At 63.7% G+C, this 16,429-nt stretch carries 15 protein-coding genes; 11 read left to right on the forward strand and 4 right to left on the reverse strand.

Annotation, left to right across the window (positions count from 1 at the left end; translation table 11 throughout):
* Nucleotides 1–27: 27 nt before the first annotated feature.
* Nucleotides 28–1,227, reverse strand: a complete 1,200-nt coding sequence (locus BST12_RS09140; RefSeq protein WP_083112787.1) for a MalY/PatB family protein — start codon at nucleotides 1,225–1,227, stop codon at nucleotides 28–30.
* A gap of 396 nt (nucleotides 1,228–1,623) precedes the next feature.
* Entirely contained in the window at nucleotides 1,624–2,469 is an 846-nt protein-coding gene (locus BST12_RS09150) for an SDR family oxidoreductase (protein WP_083112788.1), read from the reverse strand.
* Between the two features lie 152 nt (nucleotides 2,470–2,621).
* On the opposite strand from BST12_RS09150, the gene BST12_RS09155 reads away from it, so the two are divergent.
* The 5 genes from BST12_RS09155 to efeB are packed head-to-tail and all read left to right on the forward strand — an operon-like array spanning nucleotide 2,622 to nucleotide 8,874.
* On the forward strand, nucleotides 2,622–3,617 hold the full coding sequence (locus tag BST12_RS09155; protein WP_083112789.1) for an LLM class flavin-dependent oxidoreductase: 996 nt from the start codon (nucleotides 2,622–2,624) through the stop codon (nucleotides 3,615–3,617).
* Nucleotides 3,614–4,801, forward strand: a complete 1,188-nt coding sequence (locus tag BST12_RS09160; RefSeq protein ID WP_083112790.1) for a cytochrome P450 — start codon at nucleotides 3,614–3,616, stop codon at nucleotides 4,799–4,801. Before BST12_RS09155 ends, BST12_RS09160 begins: the two co-directional genes overlap by 4 nt.
* Nucleotides 4,802–4,851: 50 nt before the next feature.
* The gene (gene efeU, locus BST12_RS09165; RefSeq protein ID WP_083112812.1) at nucleotides 4,852–6,402 is read left to right on the forward strand and encodes an iron uptake transporter permease EfeU; all 1,551 of its coding nucleotides are present in this window, start codon (nucleotides 4,852–4,854) and stop codon (nucleotides 6,400–6,402) included.
* A gap of 19 nt (nucleotides 6,403–6,421) precedes the next feature.
* Complete coding sequence (gene efeO / locus BST12_RS09170) at nucleotides 6,422–7,576, forward strand: iron uptake system protein EfeO (RefSeq protein WP_245850181.1); 1,155 nt, start codon at nucleotides 6,422–6,424, stop codon at nucleotides 7,574–7,576.
* Entirely contained in the window at nucleotides 7,576–8,874 is a 1,299-nt protein-coding gene (gene efeB / locus BST12_RS09175; RefSeq protein ID WP_083112791.1) for an iron uptake transporter deferrochelatase/peroxidase subunit, read from the forward strand. The genes efeO and efeB overlap by 1 nt, the downstream gene beginning before the upstream one ends.
* Here efeB and BST12_RS09180 read toward each other — a convergent pair.
* Entirely contained in the window at nucleotides 8,856–9,842 is a 987-nt protein-coding gene (locus BST12_RS09180) for an alpha/beta fold hydrolase (protein WP_083112792.1), read from the reverse strand. The two genes, efeB and BST12_RS09180, sit on opposite strands and share 19 nt — an antisense overlap.
* Before the next feature lie 153 nt (nucleotides 9,843–9,995).
* On the opposite strand from BST12_RS09180, the gene BST12_RS09185 reads away from it, so the two are divergent.
* The 3 genes from BST12_RS09185 (at nucleotide 9,996) to BST12_RS09195 (ending at nucleotide 12,227) form a co-directional block, all read left to right on the forward strand.
* Nucleotides 9,996–10,403, forward strand: a complete 408-nt coding sequence (locus BST12_RS09185; protein WP_083112793.1) for a hypothetical protein — start codon at nucleotides 9,996–9,998, stop codon at nucleotides 10,401–10,403.
* Nucleotides 10,404–10,453: 50 nt separating this feature from the next.
* Nucleotides 10,454–11,032: a hypothetical protein gene (locus BST12_RS09190; protein ID WP_245850170.1), complete on the forward strand. Its 579-nt coding sequence runs from the start codon at nucleotides 10,454–10,456 to the stop codon at nucleotides 11,030–11,032.
* 283 nt (nucleotides 11,033–11,315) lie between these two features.
* Nucleotides 11,316–12,227 (forward strand): 5'-methylthioadenosine/S-adenosylhomocysteine nucleosidase family protein, encoded by a 912-nt coding sequence (locus tag BST12_RS09195; RefSeq protein ID WP_245850171.1) that lies wholly within the window; start codon nucleotides 11,316–11,318, stop codon nucleotides 12,225–12,227.
* Nucleotides 12,228–12,248: 21 nt separating this feature from the next.
* On the opposite strand, the gene BST12_RS09200 is transcribed toward BST12_RS09195, so the two are convergent.
* Complete coding sequence (locus BST12_RS09200; RefSeq protein WP_083112795.1) at nucleotides 12,249–13,097, reverse strand: sulfurtransferase; 849 nt, start codon at nucleotides 13,095–13,097, stop codon at nucleotides 12,249–12,251.
* A gap of 88 nt (nucleotides 13,098–13,185) precedes the next feature.
* Here BST12_RS09200 and BST12_RS09205 point away from each other — a divergent pair, with 88 nt between their 5' ends.
* The 3 genes from BST12_RS09205 to BST12_RS09215 all read left to right on the forward strand — a co-directional run bounded on the left by BST12_RS09205 (nucleotide 13,186) and on the right by BST12_RS09215 (nucleotide 16,298).
* Nucleotides 13,186–13,665 (forward strand): hypothetical protein, encoded by a 480-nt coding sequence (locus BST12_RS09205; protein ID WP_245850173.1) that lies wholly within the window; start codon nucleotides 13,186–13,188, stop codon nucleotides 13,663–13,665.
* Nucleotides 13,666–14,233: 568 nt separating this feature from the next.
* On the forward strand, nucleotides 14,234–14,506 hold the full coding sequence (locus tag BST12_RS34835) for a DUF732 domain-containing protein (protein ID WP_372510979.1): 273 nt from the start codon (nucleotides 14,234–14,236) through the stop codon (nucleotides 14,504–14,506).
* A 421-nt stretch (nucleotides 14,507–14,927) separates the two neighbouring features.
* On the forward strand, nucleotides 14,928–16,298 hold the full coding sequence (locus tag BST12_RS09215; protein WP_083112797.1) for an HNH endonuclease signature motif containing protein: 1,371 nt from the start codon (nucleotides 14,928–14,930) through the stop codon (nucleotides 16,296–16,298).
* The last annotated feature ends 131 nt before the right edge of the window (nucleotides 16,299–16,429 follow it).

The raw sequence follows: 16,429 nt of genomic DNA on the forward strand, positions 1-16,429 counted from the left end.
ATGGAAGGTCAACGAATAACAGCCGGTTCACTTCCGTTCTGCCAGCGCCCGACCCATCTTTGAGACCGCTTCTGTCAGGATGACCTGCGACGTTGCGAAGTTCAGCCGCACATGCCCGGCTCCGCCGGTGCCGAAAACGTGGCCAGAACTGAGCGCCACGCGGGCATGATCAAGGAACCAGAGCGCCGGCCCGGACAGGTCGGCGACTACCGCGAGTCCCTCGGCGGGTTCTTCGTCGAACCCGAGTTCACGGCAATCCATCCACGCCAGATAGGTGCCCTGCGGCCACATAAGTCGCACGCCGGGGAGCTGCTCGTCGACCAGCTCGCCGAGCAACGTGCGGTTTGCGTCCAGGCCGGTCAGCAGTGCGTCGAGCCAGTCGCCGCCGGTACTGAACGCTTCGGCGTGCGCAATGACGCCCAAATGGTTCGGGCCGTGGTCGACCTCTTCTGGCATCCGGCGCAGATCCGCGGCCGCCTCGGGGCCGGCAATGGCCAGTGCCCCTTTCAGCCCGCCGAGATTCCAGGCCTTGGTGGCCGACAGCAGAGCCAACGCGTTCTCGGCGCCGGGCACACTCAGATAGGGAGTGAAGCGTGACCCGGAGAGCACCAGCGGCGCGTGGATCTCGTCGGAAACCACCCGGACCCCGTATCGGCGGGCGAGTTCGGCAACCCCGCCCAGCTCTTCGGCAGTGTGTACCGCGCCGGTCGGGTTGTGCGGATTACACAGCAGGTACGCAACCTTGTCGGAGGTAGCTGTGGCCCGCGTGAAGGCGTCTTCCAGGGCGTCCAGGTCCAGGCGGCCGTCGGCGCCCAGCGGGGCTTCGAGCACGCGGCGGCCGTCATGCGCAACGAACGCACAGAACGGCGCGTACACCGGCGGGTTGACGATGACCGGATCACCGCGGTCGGTGACCAGGCGAAGCATCTCGACGACACCGGTCATGACGTCCAGCACCACGCGGGTGCGGCTGATCGCAAGGTCGTCCCATTGCCAACGCCGCGAAGCGAATTCGGCGGCCGCCGTCGCATAGGCGGTGCCGTAGGGATATCCGGTATCGCCGGCGTCGACGGTCTTGTGGATGACATCGGCCACCGTCGGCGCGAGTTTGGTGTCCATTTCGGCGACCCACAACGGCAGCACGTCGGCTGGGTGGGTACGCCACTTCATGCTGGTGCGGGTGCGCAGTTGGTCGAGGGTGAGCTCCTCGAGGGGATTGGAAGTCACCCGTGTGAGACTACGGATTCACCGGATTCACCGGATTCACCGGATTCACCGGATTCACCCGGTGACGAACGCGACGCATCGCGGTGGCCACCATGGCGCCGGCGCCCGAGGTCATGGCGCCGATTCCGGCTTTGCCGGGGCCGCGCAGCGTGGGCCGTCTGCGTGCAGTCGATGTCGGGCGCGCCTTTGATCACGACGCGATAAGACAGGTCGCCGATCCCCGTCGGCCAGTCCCGTGCGACGTCGTGGGCCGACCTTCTCCTCGGAGTGCACCCACACGCCGATCAGATCGACCTCAGGGCGGTGCTGGATGGTCCGGATGGCGATCGAGCCGATCCCGCCCGTCGCCCAAACCACTACCCGGTGTGCCAGCCTGGCCTCCGAAAGCCAAGGCGCTTAAGCCAATTGGACCCGGCCGGTGATCAGATCCATGATCGGCTTGCCCGGGGCGAACGATCCGGTGATCGACGCCATGGCGTGTCCTTGGTCGACGTTGAGCGTGATCCCGTTGATCGATGCCGCGGCGGCGCTGTTGAGCATGATCATCGCCTTGCCGATGTCCTCGGGTGTCAGCGTTGCGCTTCCGGTGTCGTCGCGATAGTCCTGGGCGAAGGTCAGCCACAGGTCGGCGTTCGCGCGGGCCAGCGGAGTGTCGGTAGGTCCGGGGCAGACCGCGTTAATCCGCACACCCTTCTTCTGGAAGTGATACCCCTGCCACGCGACGTAGCCGTTGATGGCCTTCTTGCTGAACCCGTAGTGGATGATGCCCTGCGGCTCGCGCTCCTGGCACCAGTCGTGTGCCGACTTGTAGTCCGGCGTGGCCAGGAAGTCCTGCACCAGCTCGAGGTCGTTTTCCCAGCCCATGCCCGCCACCGAGGAAATGAAGCAGATGGACGAGCCGCGCGGCAGCAGGTCCTTGGCGAACAACCGCTCGATCAGGTGGCGATGTCCGATGAAGTTGACCTGCATCAATTTTGGGCCGTCGGCGACACCGGCCGCCGAGAACAGTGAGTCGACCGGGCCGTCGAGCGCGTCGACGGCCTGGTCAATCGAATCCTGGTCACTGAGGTCCAGCTGGATCACGCGGTCGGTCCGATAGTCGACCGGTGCGTAGTCCATCACCGTGACGTGTGCGCCGAGGTCCTTGGCAAGCTGCGCCACGGCGGCGCCCATTCCGGTCGCGCCCCCGACCACCAAGACCCGTTTTCCCTCGTAACCCAATAGCTCGGCTGCCGTCGTCATCTTTCCCCTTTTCCCAGGTGGTTCACCGATCGACGTTACAGTATCGGGACCAGATGTTAGTTTCAATGCTGGTTGAGTTCGAGGTGGTTGACCACCCTCGCGGGTCCCACGTAGCGTACGTGGCACAAATATTAGGTCACCTAGGAGCCGCTGTGTTCACACTGCGCTTCGACATGCGCGCACCCGCATGGGGAGCCGATCCAACGGCCTTATATGCCGCGGCGCCGGAGATGTGCGCATGGGCGGAGGACCACGGCGGCCTGGCGGCGGTGACGTGTGAGCACCACGGGGCTGAGGATGGATACCTGCCCTCCCCGCTGCTGCTGACCTCCGCGATCGCCGCGCGCACCAAGCGTCTGGCGTTGAGCATGATCCTGATCCTGCCGTTCTACGACCCGGTGCGGCTGGCCGAGGACATGGCGGTTCTCGACGTCATCAGCGGTGGAAGGGCTTCGTACATCCTGGCTTTGGGGTATCGGGCCGAGGAGTATGAGCACTTCGGTGTGGAGATGGCCGGTCGCGGCCGGCTTGCTGACGAGAAGCTTGGACTGCTGCGGCAATTGCTCACGGGTGAGGAGGTCGTGCACGAGGGCCGGCGGATCAGGGTGACGCCGGCCCCGCAGACCGCCGGTGGGCCGGGGCTGATGTGGGGTGGCGGCAGTGTGGCGGCGGCCCGGCGGGCCGGCCGATACGGCTTGGGCATGTTGGCGAACGCCAACGTCGAGGGCATGCAGGAGGCATACGAAGCCGCCTGCCGAAAGTATGGCCACCCGCTGGGGGGAACCTTCTTTCCTGACCGCAAGACGCCCTCGGTCAGCTTCGTCGCCGACGACGTGGACGCGGCCTGGGCGGAACTTGGGGAGCATCTGCTGCACGATGCCCGCAGTTATGCGGCCTGGAACCCCGGCAACGAGGTCTCGGCGGGCTTCACGCACGCCGAAACCGTCGACGAGTTGCGCGAGGCGGCCGCATCGCACGTCATTTACTCAGTGCCAGAAGCGGTTTCGCGCGTGCGTGCCGGCAAGATTCTCAACCTGTCGCCACTTTGCGGCGGGTTGTCGCCCGAAGTCGCGTGGCCCTATCTCAAGCGGGTCGGTGAGGTGGTGCTGCCCGAAGCCGCGCGCACAACTACGGCGGAGACCGCATGACGGCAACCGAGATCTATTACGATCCATTCGATTTCGACATCGACGATGATCCTTACCCGATCTGGAAGCGGATGCGCGACGAAGCCCCGCTGTATTACAACGCGAAGTACAACTTCTACGCGCTGAGCCGGTATGAGGATGTCGCGCCGGAGCTGACGAATTGGGAGGCTTACCGATCCGGCCGCGGCACCACGATGGACATCATCATGAGCGGTGTCGATATCCCGCCCGGGGTCATTCTCTTCGAAGACCCGCCGCTGCACGACCTGCATCGTCGTTTGCTGTCAAGGGTTTTCACGCCGCGGCGAATGGAAGCGATCGAGCCGCTGACGCGCGACTTCTGTGTGCGTGCGCTGGACCCATTGGTGGGTACCGGCAGGTTCGACTTCATCGAGAACCTCGGTGCGACGATCCCGATGCGGACAATCGGGTATCTGCTGGGCATCCCGGAGGAGGGACAGCAAGCCATCCGTGATCGCGGGGGCCGGGCAATCAGCCTGAAGCAAGGCACCTTCACGGCCGTTACCGAAGATTTGTTCGCGAAAAGCTACGAGGTGTTCTCCGACTACATCGACTGGCGCACCGACCATCCCTCCGATGACCTGATGACCCAGCTGCTCAACGCCGAGATCGAGGAAGACGGTGCGATGCGGCGGCTGACGCGCAACGAGGTGCTGATGTACACCACCATGATCGCCGGCGCGGGCAACGAGACGACGACTCGACTGATCGGTTTCATCGGCCAACTCCTTGCCGAGCATCCCGATCAGCGTCGTGAGATCGTCGCCTCTCCGTCGTTGATTCCCAACGCGATCGAGGAGGTGTTGCGCTACCAAGCGCCCTCGCCGGTTCAGGCGCGCTACGTTGCCCGCGACGTCGAATGCCGCGGCACCATGATCGCCGAAGGCTCGATCATGTTGTTGCTCAACGGATCAGCCAACCGGGACGAACGCAGGTTTCCCGACGGCGAGCGGTTCGACATCCATCGCGTCGGCAGCCATCTCAGTTTTGGGCATGGGCTGCACTTCTGTCTGGGCTCGGCGCTGGCGCGCATGCAGGCGCGGGTGGCGTTGGAAGAGGTGATCAAGCGCTGGCCGGACTGGGAAGTCGACTACGCCAACGCCAGCAAGGCGCACACCAGCAGCGTGCGCGGCTGGGCGAAGTTGCCGGTGATCACCGGCTAATCGGCCGGGGTGGAAAACCCAGATGCTTAGTTAGGCTAGGCTAAGTGGCCGTGCAGGGCGCATTTATCGGCACTTTCCTGATCGGCCTACGCGAAGGCCTGGAGGCGACGCTCATCGTGAGCATCGTCGGCGCGTTCCTCAAACGCAGCGGCCAGTCGACCCGTCCCATGTTTGCCGGTGTCGCCCTGGCCGTGGCCATCAGCGTCGGCGTCGGCGTCGGGCTGGATTTGCTGTCGACGACTCTGCCGCAGCGGCAGCAGGAAATGATGGAAACCGTCATCGGCGCCATTGCCGTGGTGTTCGTGACCTCAATGATCATTTGGATGAACCGCAACGCCTTCCGGCTCAAGGGGGAGCTGGAGCGCGAGGCCCAGGAGGCGATCAGCCGGGGCGGCTCGCTGGCCCTGGCCGCGATGGCCTTTCTGGCCGTCCTCAAGGAGGGCTTCGAAACGGCGGTGTTCCTGCTCGCCGCCGCGCAGACATCACACGGCAGCCGCTGGTTCGCCGTTCTCGGCGGCGCAACGGGAATCGCGCTGTCAATCGCGGTGGGCGTCGCGCTGTACTTCGGCGGTCTGAAACTCAACCTCGGCCGCTTCTTCCGCATTACCGGCGTCTTTCTGGTGCTCATCGCGGCCGGTTTGGTGCTCGGAGCGCTACGCACCGCCCACGAGGCCGGCTGGATCACCATCGGCCAGCAACAGGTGTTCAACCTCTCGTCCTGGATTCCCGGCAGGTCATTGCAGGGCGCGTTGGTCACCGGGCTGTTCGGCATCCCCACCGACCCTCGGCTCATCGAAGTGCTGGGCTGGTTGCTCTACGCGGTACCGGTGCTCGTGGTCTTTCTGTGGCCGGCTCGGCTCACCGCGGATCCCGGTATCCGGCGCCGGACGCTGGGCGCCACCGCGGCCGCGCTGCTCATCGTCGCCGCGACACTGGTGATCGCCGTTCCGGCCGGGGGATCCACGCCCGCTGCGCACACGCGCACGGTGACGGATCGCCTCGGCCGCACCGCGACCGTGTCGCTGACGTCCGGACCAAACGGGCTGTCGCTGAGCCAAAGCGGATCCGCCATCGGCATTCCGCTGAGCGCGGCCGGTGCCGATTCGGTCGCGGGGGTGCCGGTCCGGGTGTGGCAGGCGACGGTACCCGTCGCCAGCGGCGGCGGGCCGACGGTCACGCTGACAGAGTTGGTGAACCTGACCGGTGGCCGCTTGCCGGTCGGGGTGTCCGCGGCCCGCACACCCGGCCCGTTCCAAGCGCAGTGGGCTACCAGCACCGTGTATACCGTTTGCGCCCAGGGTAATTCGCTGCTGAGCGCCCAGGCGGTCAGCAATCGCACCGCGGTGCTCAGCGGCGGCGGGCTCACCTCGCCCAAGACCGTCAGTGTCGGCGGCCTGCCGTCGGACTGGTCAACGTCCGGTGTCGACGACCAGTCGAGCGCCGCGCAGCTCGCGGCCGATGCCCAGCAGCGCGCCGAACGACAGCTGTGGAAATTGTGGCTCCCCTTGGTATTAAGCGCATTCGCGTTGACGTGTGTCGTTGTCGCCGGACGAAAAAGGAGGGACGTGACCAATGATGAATCCCGTCAACCGATCGCATAGCGTCTGGGTGGCTGTCGCGGTGCTGGCCCTGGCCGCGTGCAGCCACTCGACCGCGCCCAAAGGCGCCGGTACCAATGCGGTCAAGGTGACCATGAGCAACGACGGCGGCAAAGACAACTGCGTGCTGGACACCACCAGCGTGCCGGCCGGCCCGGTGACCTTCACCGTCGCCAATGCCAGCGCGCCAGGCATCAGCGAGCTGGAGTTGCTCAAAGATCAGCGGATCCTGGGCGAGAAGGAAAACCTGGCGCCCGGACTGGATCCGGTGTCGTTCACCGTCACCCTGGACGGTGGTGCCTACCAAATCTATTGCCCTGGTGCGGGTACCGAATATCAAACTCTGACCGTCACGGGACGAGCACCGGCGCCGCTCACCGGCACGGTGGCCACCGTCCTCAGCCAGGGCACCAAGGACTATGCGGCCTACATCGTCAAGCAAATCGGTCAGCTCAACGACGCCGTCAAGGCACTCGATGCCGCTGTGCAATCGGGCAATGTCGACGCGGCGAAGTCGGCCTACGCCAAGGCCCGGCCGTTCTATGAGCGGGCGGAAGCCAGCGTCGAGGGCTTCGTGTTGCCGGGCTTCGCGGTTGGGGACAACTTGGGCAACCTCGACTATCTGATCGACATGCGAGAATCCACCCCGGTCGACGCGAAGGTCGGCTGGAAGGGCATGCACGCCATCGAGCGCGACCTGTGGCAGGGTGGTGCGATCACCGCCGGCACCAAGGCCTTGAGCGTCGAATTGGTAAGCAACGTAGGCAGATTGAACACCACCGTCACCAGCCTGCAATACCGGCCGGAGGATTTGGCCAACGGCGCCGCCGACCTCATCGAAGAAGTGCAGAACACCAAAATCACCGGCGAGGAAGAAGCTTTCAGCCACATCGACCTGGTGGACTTCGCCGGCAACGTCGAGGGAGCCCAGCAGGCCTACGCCTCACTGCGCCCGGGTCTGGAGAAGATCGACGCCAATCTCGTCAAGCAGATCGACCAGCAATTCACCGACGTGCTCAACACACTCAACGACTACCGTGACTCAGCGGCACTGGGCGGCTACCAGACCTACACCCCGTCGCTGCAGGCCCGCGATGCACCGAAGCTGACAGCGGTGATCCAACCACTGCACCAGAGCTTGTCCCTGGTGGCGCAGAAAGTCGTCTCGGCGAACTGATGCCAGACACACCTGAATCTCCTGAAACCCCTGAAACTCCTGAAACCGAGGTGTCGCGGCGCCGCATGCTCGGCGGGGCGGTGTGGGCCGGGCTGGCCGGCGCGGCAGTCGGTGCGGCCGGCGGCGGGGTGGCCGGATACGCTGCGGCTTCGGAAAAAAAGCACACCGGCGACGACGACACCGTCGATCTGCGCCGCAGTTATCCCTTCTACGGCCAGGTGCATCAGGGCGGAATCGCCACGCAGCCACAGCGCTACTGCGTGTTCATGTCGTTCTCGCTGGCCGCCGGGGCCGGGCGCTCACAGCTGCAGTCACTGCTGGCCCGCTGGTCGGCCGCGGCCGCGGTGTTGCAGCAGGGCAATCCCGTCGGCGCGGTGCAGCCTTCGGTCGAGGTGCAGCCCCCCGCCGATACCGGGGAAGCCTTCGGCCTGAGTCCGGCCAGCCTGACAGTGACCGTGGGTCTGGGCCCTTCAGTGTTCGGTGATCGGTTCGGGCTTGCCGCACGCAAACCCGCGTTGTTTTCCGATCTGCCCCCACTCAACGGCGACAACCTCGACCCGCGTCTGCATGGCGGCGATCTATCGGTGCAAGCCTGCGCCGACGACCCCCAGGTCTGCTACCACGCCACCCGTAATCTCACCCGGCTGGGCCGCAATATCGTGTCCCCGTTGTGGCAGGTGCTGGGTTTCGGACGGGCCTCGGCGGGACCCGGTCAGAGCACGCCACGAAACCTGCTGGGATTCAAGGACGGAACGCGCAATGTATCCAGCGACGCGGAGTACTCCCGATTCGTATGGGTGGACAACAGCGACCAGGCGTGGATGAACGGCGGAACCTATCAGGTCGCCCGCAAAATCCGGATGCTGCTGGAAACCTGGGACACCGATCGAGTCGGAAACCAGCAGCAGATCTTCGGCCGCACCAAGCAGGAAGGAGCACCGCTATCCGGCAAAGCCGAGTTCGACACGCCCGACTTCGGTGCGAAAGACGCTGACGGCAAACCGGTTATCGATCCGCTGTCGCACATCGGATTGGCCGCAAGGGAAAACAACGACGGCATCATGATTCGCCGGCGCTCCTATAACTACACCGACGGACTGGACGCCACCGGCCAGCTCAATGCGGGCCTGTTGTTCATCTCCTACCAGAACAACCCGCAGAACTTCATCCGGCTGCAAAACAGGCTGGGCGCCAACGACTTGCTCAACGAATACATCCGTCATATCGGATCGGCGATTTTCGCGGTTCCGCCCGCGCCCAGCCAGGGCCACTACATCGGTCAGGCGCTGTTCAGCTGATCCACCAGCATGGCGCCCGCGGGCCGGTCCCCGAGTGTGCCCAGCTCCAGGTCTGCACCCGCTGCGGTAACCCGGATGATCTCGGCCAATTCCCGTGGGGCATCGCACTGCAGATAATGATCGGCGTTCGGCACCACCCAGTAGCGGCTCAGCCGGGGCATGTCGCGCAGATAGGCCTGCCAGACGTGGTTGGGCACCCGCAGCGGCGACACGCTGTCGTGTAGACCCCACACCACCGACAGATTGACGGGCAGCTTGGAAAGTGCTTCCAGCCAACCGGTTTCGCCCGCGGCGCGCTCGTTGAGGTATTGAATGGTGTCCGGCAGCACCCGGATTCCGTCGTTGTGTGCGAAACACTTTGCCAGGGCGGCGATCTCGGGATCTTCGAGCGTGCGCCGCGGCAGGAAGGTGCTCGCGCCCAGGCCGGCCGCCAGCAGGTCCGGCGTCGTCGCCGCCGCCGTCGCGCGTCCCGTTGCCGGGTCGAGCATCATCGTTTGGAACGTGGTGAGATTCGACAGGGGTAGATAGATGTTGGCGTTGGTCACGAACGCGTCGGACGGCAGGGCTCCTTCGGTGGCCAGCATGTCCAGCGCGATCATGCCCACACTGCTGCCGCGGTCGTGGGTCAGCATCCGGTACTCGGTCAGCTGCCACACTTCGGTGATCGCGTGGACGAGCAGGCGCGCGTCGTCGTAGAGCGAGTAGACGTAGGGTTCCGGTGGCTTCTCCGACAAGCCGTAGCCGGGAAAGTCCAGCGTGAAGATGTCGAACTCTGAGTTCAATTCATTCGATAAGCCGAAATAGTCGATGCTCGAGGTCGGGAATCCATGGACAAGCACCAGCGCGGGTGCTCCCGGCGTGCCGCACCGGCGGCTGAACACCGTGACTTCTCGTCCGTCGTTGGCGGCGGTGGTCGACCGCCAGCGCAACTCGTTTCCGCCGCTCTGCCACTCCGCAAAGATATCCACGGTCCAAGCCTTTCAGGGGTTTAGCGCTGAGGGAAGTTCACTATCGCAAGCAGCAACGGGAGTGGATCTTGCGGGGTTGGATCTGGGTGCACTGGTTCTGCTTTCCCGCTTGTGCAATTTGCCTGGTGCGGTGAGGTTGGGCGTCGGTTTACCATGCTCATCGTGATCAACACGCGAGTAATAGGGCTCGCTGAGTACGAGATCAGCAGCGAGGAACCCGACGTGATCACCGCGCGCTATCTCACTTTCGGTTCGGCCGGCGCCATGGGCAGCGGACGGGCCGTGGGAGACACGTCCAACGGGTTCCCCGGCGACTACCACGTTCAGTATTTCGACGCCGACGGCAAGATGGCCGGCGATCTCGATCTGCATATCGCATCGGTCGGGGAGTCGTTTCAGCTGACCTGGCGGCATCGTCGCGAGAACGTCCGGCTGCCCGCCTTGGCCGGTGAAGTCATATTCGAAGGCATCGGCTTCCCGACCGGCGAAAGAACCATGGCCCTTACCTATTGGATGTCCCAGAAGCTGTCTGCGGCGATCGAATTGCGCCCGCTGCTCTGAAACCGCTTGTCGCACGGCGTTACCCGGAGGAAATCGTGAGATATCGACTATTGCCATCCATCGTTGCACTTGGCGTCGCCCTTGGCGTTGCGCTGGCGGGCTGCGCCAGCAGCGGCGGGACCAATACCAGCCAGCCGCGCGTCTGGGGTGCCTTCATGGAACGCGGATTGAGCAATGTCCCAATGAAGCCCGGCCTCAACGTCCGGGTTTTCAACGACTTCACCCTCGATGATCAGCAGTACGTCAAGTACGACAAGACCACCGGATACTTCACCCTGGAGCCCGGCACCTATCGAATTGACGGTTGGTCGTTGACAACCTTCGGATGGAAGTTGACGCCCGAGCAGCGGGCTGCGGAGTATTCGGCTCCCGGTTATGCCTTTCTGTGGAATGTCGAGAAAAACGACATGGAGATGCTGGCCTCGCTACAGGACCCGATGGATTCGCAGCCCAGCATCATCAATGGGGTCCTCAAGGTCACCAAGAAGACGCAGTACTACTTCGGCCATCAGAACGGCGAAAAGGTCAACGGGATAAGCCTGCAGCTCTACGATCCCAACGTGCGAAAGCCCGACGGAACCACTTCAACCAATCATGCCTTTGCCCAGTTGGTCATCGAACGGCTCTGATTTGCCCGGTTGTGCCGCAATCGGATCACGACAAGCAATCGCTAATCAAAAGAAGCGATAACGAATCTCCATTCCCTCGCCGTGTCGCGCGAAAATCATGGCCAAGCAACTTCGGCAGCGCCTTGGGCCTATGGGACAGCGAGTTCTGGCATCACATGACTGACGAAAGTGCGCCAGAGATAGGGGGATCGTGCTTCGCCGATTCCGGGCCGGCCTCATGGTGCTCGTCGCGTTTGCGCTGGGATGCGGTGTGGCTGTTGCCGATTCACAGAACGTGGTCGCTATGAGCTCCTGCGAACAGCGGACATTGGTTTTGTCGGCATTTCCCGCCGAAGCCGATGCCGTTCTCGCGCACACCACATTGGACTCGAACCCGGTCCGGATCGCTAATCGTCGGCACTTCTATCTCGGCTCGATCGCCGGCAAGAAGGTGATCGTGGCGATGACTTTCATCGGCATGGTCAATGCCACCAACGCCACCGAAACCGCGTTGTCCACGTTCACCTGTGCGTCCGGTATCAGCATTGGCGCAGTGGTGTTTTCCGGAGTCGCCGGCGGTGCCGCGCGAACCAGCATCGGGGACGTCGCCATACCCGCCCAGTGGACCCTCGACAAGGGCAAGACATTCATGCCCGTCGACCCCGGGATGCTGGCCACGGCGCAGACGCTGGCGGTCACCTTGAGCCCCGTTAACTACCTTGGGGATCCGCTGTGCCTGTGTCGGCACACGCCGAAATTCGTGATCGCCGATCTGCATCGTCAGCCGCAGCTCTTCGTCGGTGGCGACGGCATGAGCAGCGACAACAACAATGGCCAGGCATTTCCGTGTGTACCCAACAGCGGCAACGTCTTTGGGTGTCAGCCCTGCACTGCGCCGGATCGCTCACTGCTGTACACCGGCAACTTCTTTCAGGCGATCGGACCCTGGATACTGCACGGCCTGCTGAGCAATCTGAATATTCAAACGGGCCAGAATCCGGCGTTCGATGCGGTGGATCAGGAGACGGCAGCAGCGCAGGCGGTGGCGAATGCGCACGGCGTCCCGTTCCTGGGTATCCGCGGCATTTCGGACGGCCCGGGGGATCCGTTGCACCTGCCGGACTTTCCGTTCCAGTTCTTCTTCTACAAGCAGATCGCGGCCGACAACGCCGCTCTGGTCACCGAGGCGTTCCTGCAAAGTTGGCCTGGCGCTTGATCTTTCGCAACCATGCCGGGCTTATTCGGGGCCGCGGGCAACTGGGCGGTTTGCGTCTGAGACCCACTCGGACCAGGAACCCGGAAACAGCGCGGCCTCGTGGCCCACTGCCGCGAGGGCCGCGATGACGACGGTTGCGGTAACTCCGGAGCCGCAATAACTGCCGACAGGGGCGCTGCCTTCGACACCGCGGTCGGACAGCAGCTGGACAAGGGCGGCATCATCGCGAAACGTGCCGTCGTCGGTCAACACGGCGCCGACCGGAAGGTTCTTCGCGCCGGGGATGTGACCCGCAACCGCGTCGACGGGCTCGGCGTCGCCGCGGAAGCGATCGGGCGCGCGTGCGTCAAGCAGCGTCACCCTTTGGGCTTGCGCCGCTGACAGCGTCGCTCGGTTGCCGGCGTACAAATCATGTTGCGGCACAGCCACATTACCGGGCTCGGGCGCGACGGGACCCGTCTCTACGTCGCCGCCGGCGGCCCGCCATGCAGCCAGGCCGCCGTCCAGAATGCGGACGTCGGAAATACCGGCCGCGGTCAACACCCACCACGCTCGTCCGGAACCGGCCCGGTTCCAGTCGTCGTACACGACGACCGGAACGGCCTGGCGGACGCCCCATCGGCGGGCGGCGGATTCCAGTGCGCGTCCGTCCGGCAGCGGGTGACGGCCACGGCCGGAGACGGCGTGGTCGCTGAGTTCGTCGTCGAGTGACACATATACCGCGCCGGGTATGTGGCCTCGCTCGTGGGCTAGGCGTCCGTCGGGGGCGTCGAGCTGCCACCGCACATCCAAGATGGTCACCGGCTGTTCGGCGTGGATGAGTTCGGCCAACTCAGTGGCGGTAATCAGGACCTGGGCGCGTGCATTCACCTGTATTCCTCCTTGTGGTCTTCGGCGAGCCTAACTAACTTGAGCGAAGGCGCGGTGCTCCGGGCAGCAGCAGTCGACGGGAGCCGGTATGGGCAGCAGGTATCGGATAGTGCAGGTGGGGATTGCCGCCTGTTTCACTTTGGCGTTGGCCGGAGTGGCGGTGGCGCCGGCGGGGGCGGTGCCCAATACGAAGTGCACGCTGACGACGCCGGTTCACGAGATAAAAAGCGTGTCTGAATTGCCGCCGGAGTTGGTTCAGCTACTTCCACCCATCGCTGATATTGGTGCGCCGTTCAACGCGACGGATTCGGTAAACGACCCAAACCTGCCTTTTCGTCGCCTGATTCGTGCCGGGTCCCGGAGCGCCGAGTGGTTCGTGTGGTACGAGCACGGCGGTATCGGCTACTTCTGGCAGGCCGTGGTCGCGCGGCTGGTGCCGGGCGGTGCGCCGCAGCTATTGGCCAACGCGGGAACGGTTTCCGACACGCTGTGTAGCTTCACCGATGGTGCACTTGCGGGTCGGGTTCCGCCGTATCCGGAAGGTGCCTGGGCCGCCTCGTCGTTTTGAGACGGCGGCGAAATCCCTTGCGTCACAGTAACTGTGATGGTTTCACCACGGCCATCTGTCGGTGTTGTCTGCTTCTCGCGAAGATTTCGCTGTACGGAGCACTCCAGGAGTTGTTGCACTTAGAGCGCTTTGGGCGGCATAAGGCCGGCTATCGGCGACACAAGATGGCCCGATCAATCTGCCAGCGCGCCGTGGTACTGCCGAGGAGTCTTAACCGTAACCCTTCTTAAGTCGTCTCAAAGTGCATTTCACTGAATGCGCGCCGAGACTTGGCGAGTGGATTCGGGAACCGAACCGCTTATGTGGGCGATCGACGAGCGCTGACGGGGTGAACCCTGAACCCTTGCCTCTTGTACTCAGCGGTACCGCCGTAGGTCACCGCGTAGATTTGCTCTCGTTGGTTGCGCAAGCGCAATTTTTGTTGATCTGGCTTAGCGGCTGCTAGACCGGCGTAAACTGACGTGCCGCTGGTTGCGATGGCTGGAGTGTGTGAACCCCGGGACCGGGCAAGGGAGGGAATGGCGCGATGAGGAGGATCATTGCTTTGGTCGGGACAGTGGCTCTTCTAATGGTGGCAACGCCGACGCCGCCCGCACACGCCGACGAAGATTCCTACATAGCTACGCTCGACGTGATGGGTGTTCCGTATAGGAATCGCTCCGCTGCAATCCAATTCGGCAATGTCCTCTGTCGCGAGCTAGAAAGTGGCACGCCATTCGGCGCGCTCGTCGACTTGACCACCAGCGACGGGTACTACTCCGCATACCAGGCCAAGGCATTAATTGGTGCCGCTGTCGGCGGTCTCTGCCCGCAGGAACAGGCTAGCGTCCCAACTGAATAGCTCAGTGCCGAAAGTCAGAGAAGTCGGATGGGCCTTCAGTCAATTCGAGGAACGGTTTGCAGGCAATCCGGGGGGCGGCTCGTGTGACGCGGCTGGAGCAGGTGTCGAACTTGCCGGATATTCGACCGCTGCGGTGGTCGCTGCGCCCTGGTAAGTCGTCCGGGACCGTGTTCAGTACGGGGGTCAATCTACGTGCAGTCGCCTGGGAATCGCCTTTCTCCCACAATCTTCGGTTCTGTCTTGTGGGTAATTGGCTTTCACTCCTCTCGGCCTGCCGTGTCCTCCACGCTCAGTGCCATGGCGATCGCCATATTTGCAAGACACTTGGCCGCCCCCGTACTAACGAAATCCCTTGCGTCACAGTAGTTACAGCTGTACCAGGATGGCCGTTTTTGTCAGTGGCCTCCGATAGTTTCGGGGTGTGAGTTCAAGCGGGATTGCCGACGTGCAGGCGGCCTATGATGCGTTGGATTCCGCGTTCGATGCTGTTCTCGCGCTCGATCTCGAGAGGCTGAACACGCAGGAGTTGTTGGCGCACTTGGAGCGAATCGAGCGGGTGCGGCGGCGCTTACCCGCAGCAGAGCATGGTGCGATCAATCTGCTGGCCCGCCAAGCTACCGCTGAGGAGTTGTGCGGCAAGCTTTCTCATGCCGTAGCCGAGTGGACATTGACCAGTCGCGCCGAGGCTGGCCGGCGGATCCGCGAAGCTGCCGATCTCGGCGATCGACGGGCGCTCACCGGTGAACCCCTGGCGCCGATACTGAGCGCCACCGCCGCGGCCCAGCGCGACGGAAAACTGGGGGACGGCCAGGTTGCGGTGATCCGCCGGTTCTTCCAGAAGTTGCCAGTCGCGGTCGATCATGCGACGCGCGAGAGCGCCGAAGCGCGTTTGGCCAAGGCGGGAACGCAGTTTCGGCCCGAACAGTTGGCCGAGCTCGCCGCTCGCCTCATGAATTGCGTCAATCCTGACGGCAATTGCAGCGACGAGGATCGGGCTCGGCGGCGCGGACTGACGTTAGGAAAGCAACAGTGCGACGGCATGTCGGAGTTGCGCGCACTGATCACACCTGAGCTGCGCGCCACCATAGAAGCCGTATTGGCCAAGCTGGCCGCACCGGGCATGTGCAATCCCAACGATGACACCGCGTGCGTCGACGGTGCGCCGAGCCAAGAGGCCATCGAAGGCGATACGCGCAGCCAACCTCAGCGCAATCACGACGGTCTTAACGCCGGGTTGCGTGCGCTGCTGGCATCGGGAGAATTAGGAAAGCACAACGGGTTACCGGCTTCCATCATCGTGACCACCACCCTGCAGGAGCTGGAAACCGCAGCCGGTAGCGGACTCACCGGAGGCGGCACCCTGCTACCGATGTCGGATGTGATTCGGATCGGCCGGCATTCGCATCACTATCTAGCCATTTTCGACAAGGGCAAGCCGTTGGCGCTGTATCACACGAAGCGACTGGCCTCGCCAGGCCAGCGGATCGTCTTGTACGCCAGCGACCGTGGCTGCTCCGCGCCCGGATGCGGCGTCGGGGGCTACTACTGCGAAGTCCATCACGTCACCGACTACGCAAAGTGTCGCGCCACCGATATCGACGGCCTTACTTTCGCCTGCGGCTCCCACCACCGAATGCTTCGACCGGGCGGCTGGGCTACTCGAAAGCGAGAAAATGGTGACACCGAATGGATACCGCCCCCGCAACTTGAGCGCGGGCAGGCGCGCGTCAATACCTTTCACCACCCCGAGAAGCTCTTGTGTGACGGGGATGGCGACGACGAAGTCCACTGATGCCAAAGTTAAAGAAGTTATTCCGAACCTTGTTGCGGTGCGAATTGATTCAGTCCGATTTGCGCAGGTAGCTACGGGTCAAGTCCAGGGGCGTGGTGTACGACGTCGTCGCGTGATTCCTCGATGTCGTG

The sequence above is a fragment of the Mycobacterium angelicum genome (assembly GCF_002086155.1).
GTDB lineage: Bacteria > Actinomycetota > Actinomycetes > Mycobacteriales > Mycobacteriaceae > Mycobacterium > Mycobacterium angelicum.

What these genes read in the sequence shown, in the direction of transcription:
- BST12_RS09185 (WP_083112793.1), top strand. Translation starts at nt 9,996, where the DNA reads ATGCTCATCGTGATCAACACGCGAGTAATAGGGCTCGCTGAGTACGAG.
- BST12_RS34835 (WP_372510979.1), top strand. Translation starts at nt 14,234, where the DNA reads ATGGTGGCAACGCCGACGCCGCCCGCACACGCCGACGAAGATTCCTAC.
- BST12_RS09195 (WP_245850171.1), top strand. Translation starts at nt 11,316, where the DNA reads ATGAGCTCCTGCGAACAGCGGACATTGGTTTTGTCGGCATTTCCCGCC.
- efeB (WP_083112791.1), top strand. Translation starts at nt 7,576, where the DNA reads ATGCCAGACACACCTGAATCTCCTGAAACCCCTGAAACTCCTGAAACC.
- BST12_RS09205 (WP_245850173.1), top strand. Translation starts at nt 13,186, where the DNA reads ATGGGCAGCAGGTATCGGATAGTGCAGGTGGGGATTGCCGCCTGTTTC.
- BST12_RS09160 (WP_083112790.1), top strand. Translation starts at nt 3,614, where the DNA reads ATGACGGCAACCGAGATCTATTACGATCCATTCGATTTCGACATCGAC.
- BST12_RS09150 (WP_083112788.1), bottom strand. Translation starts at nt 2,469, where the DNA reads ATGACGACGGCAGCCGAGCTATTGGGTTACGAGGGAAAACGGGTCTTG.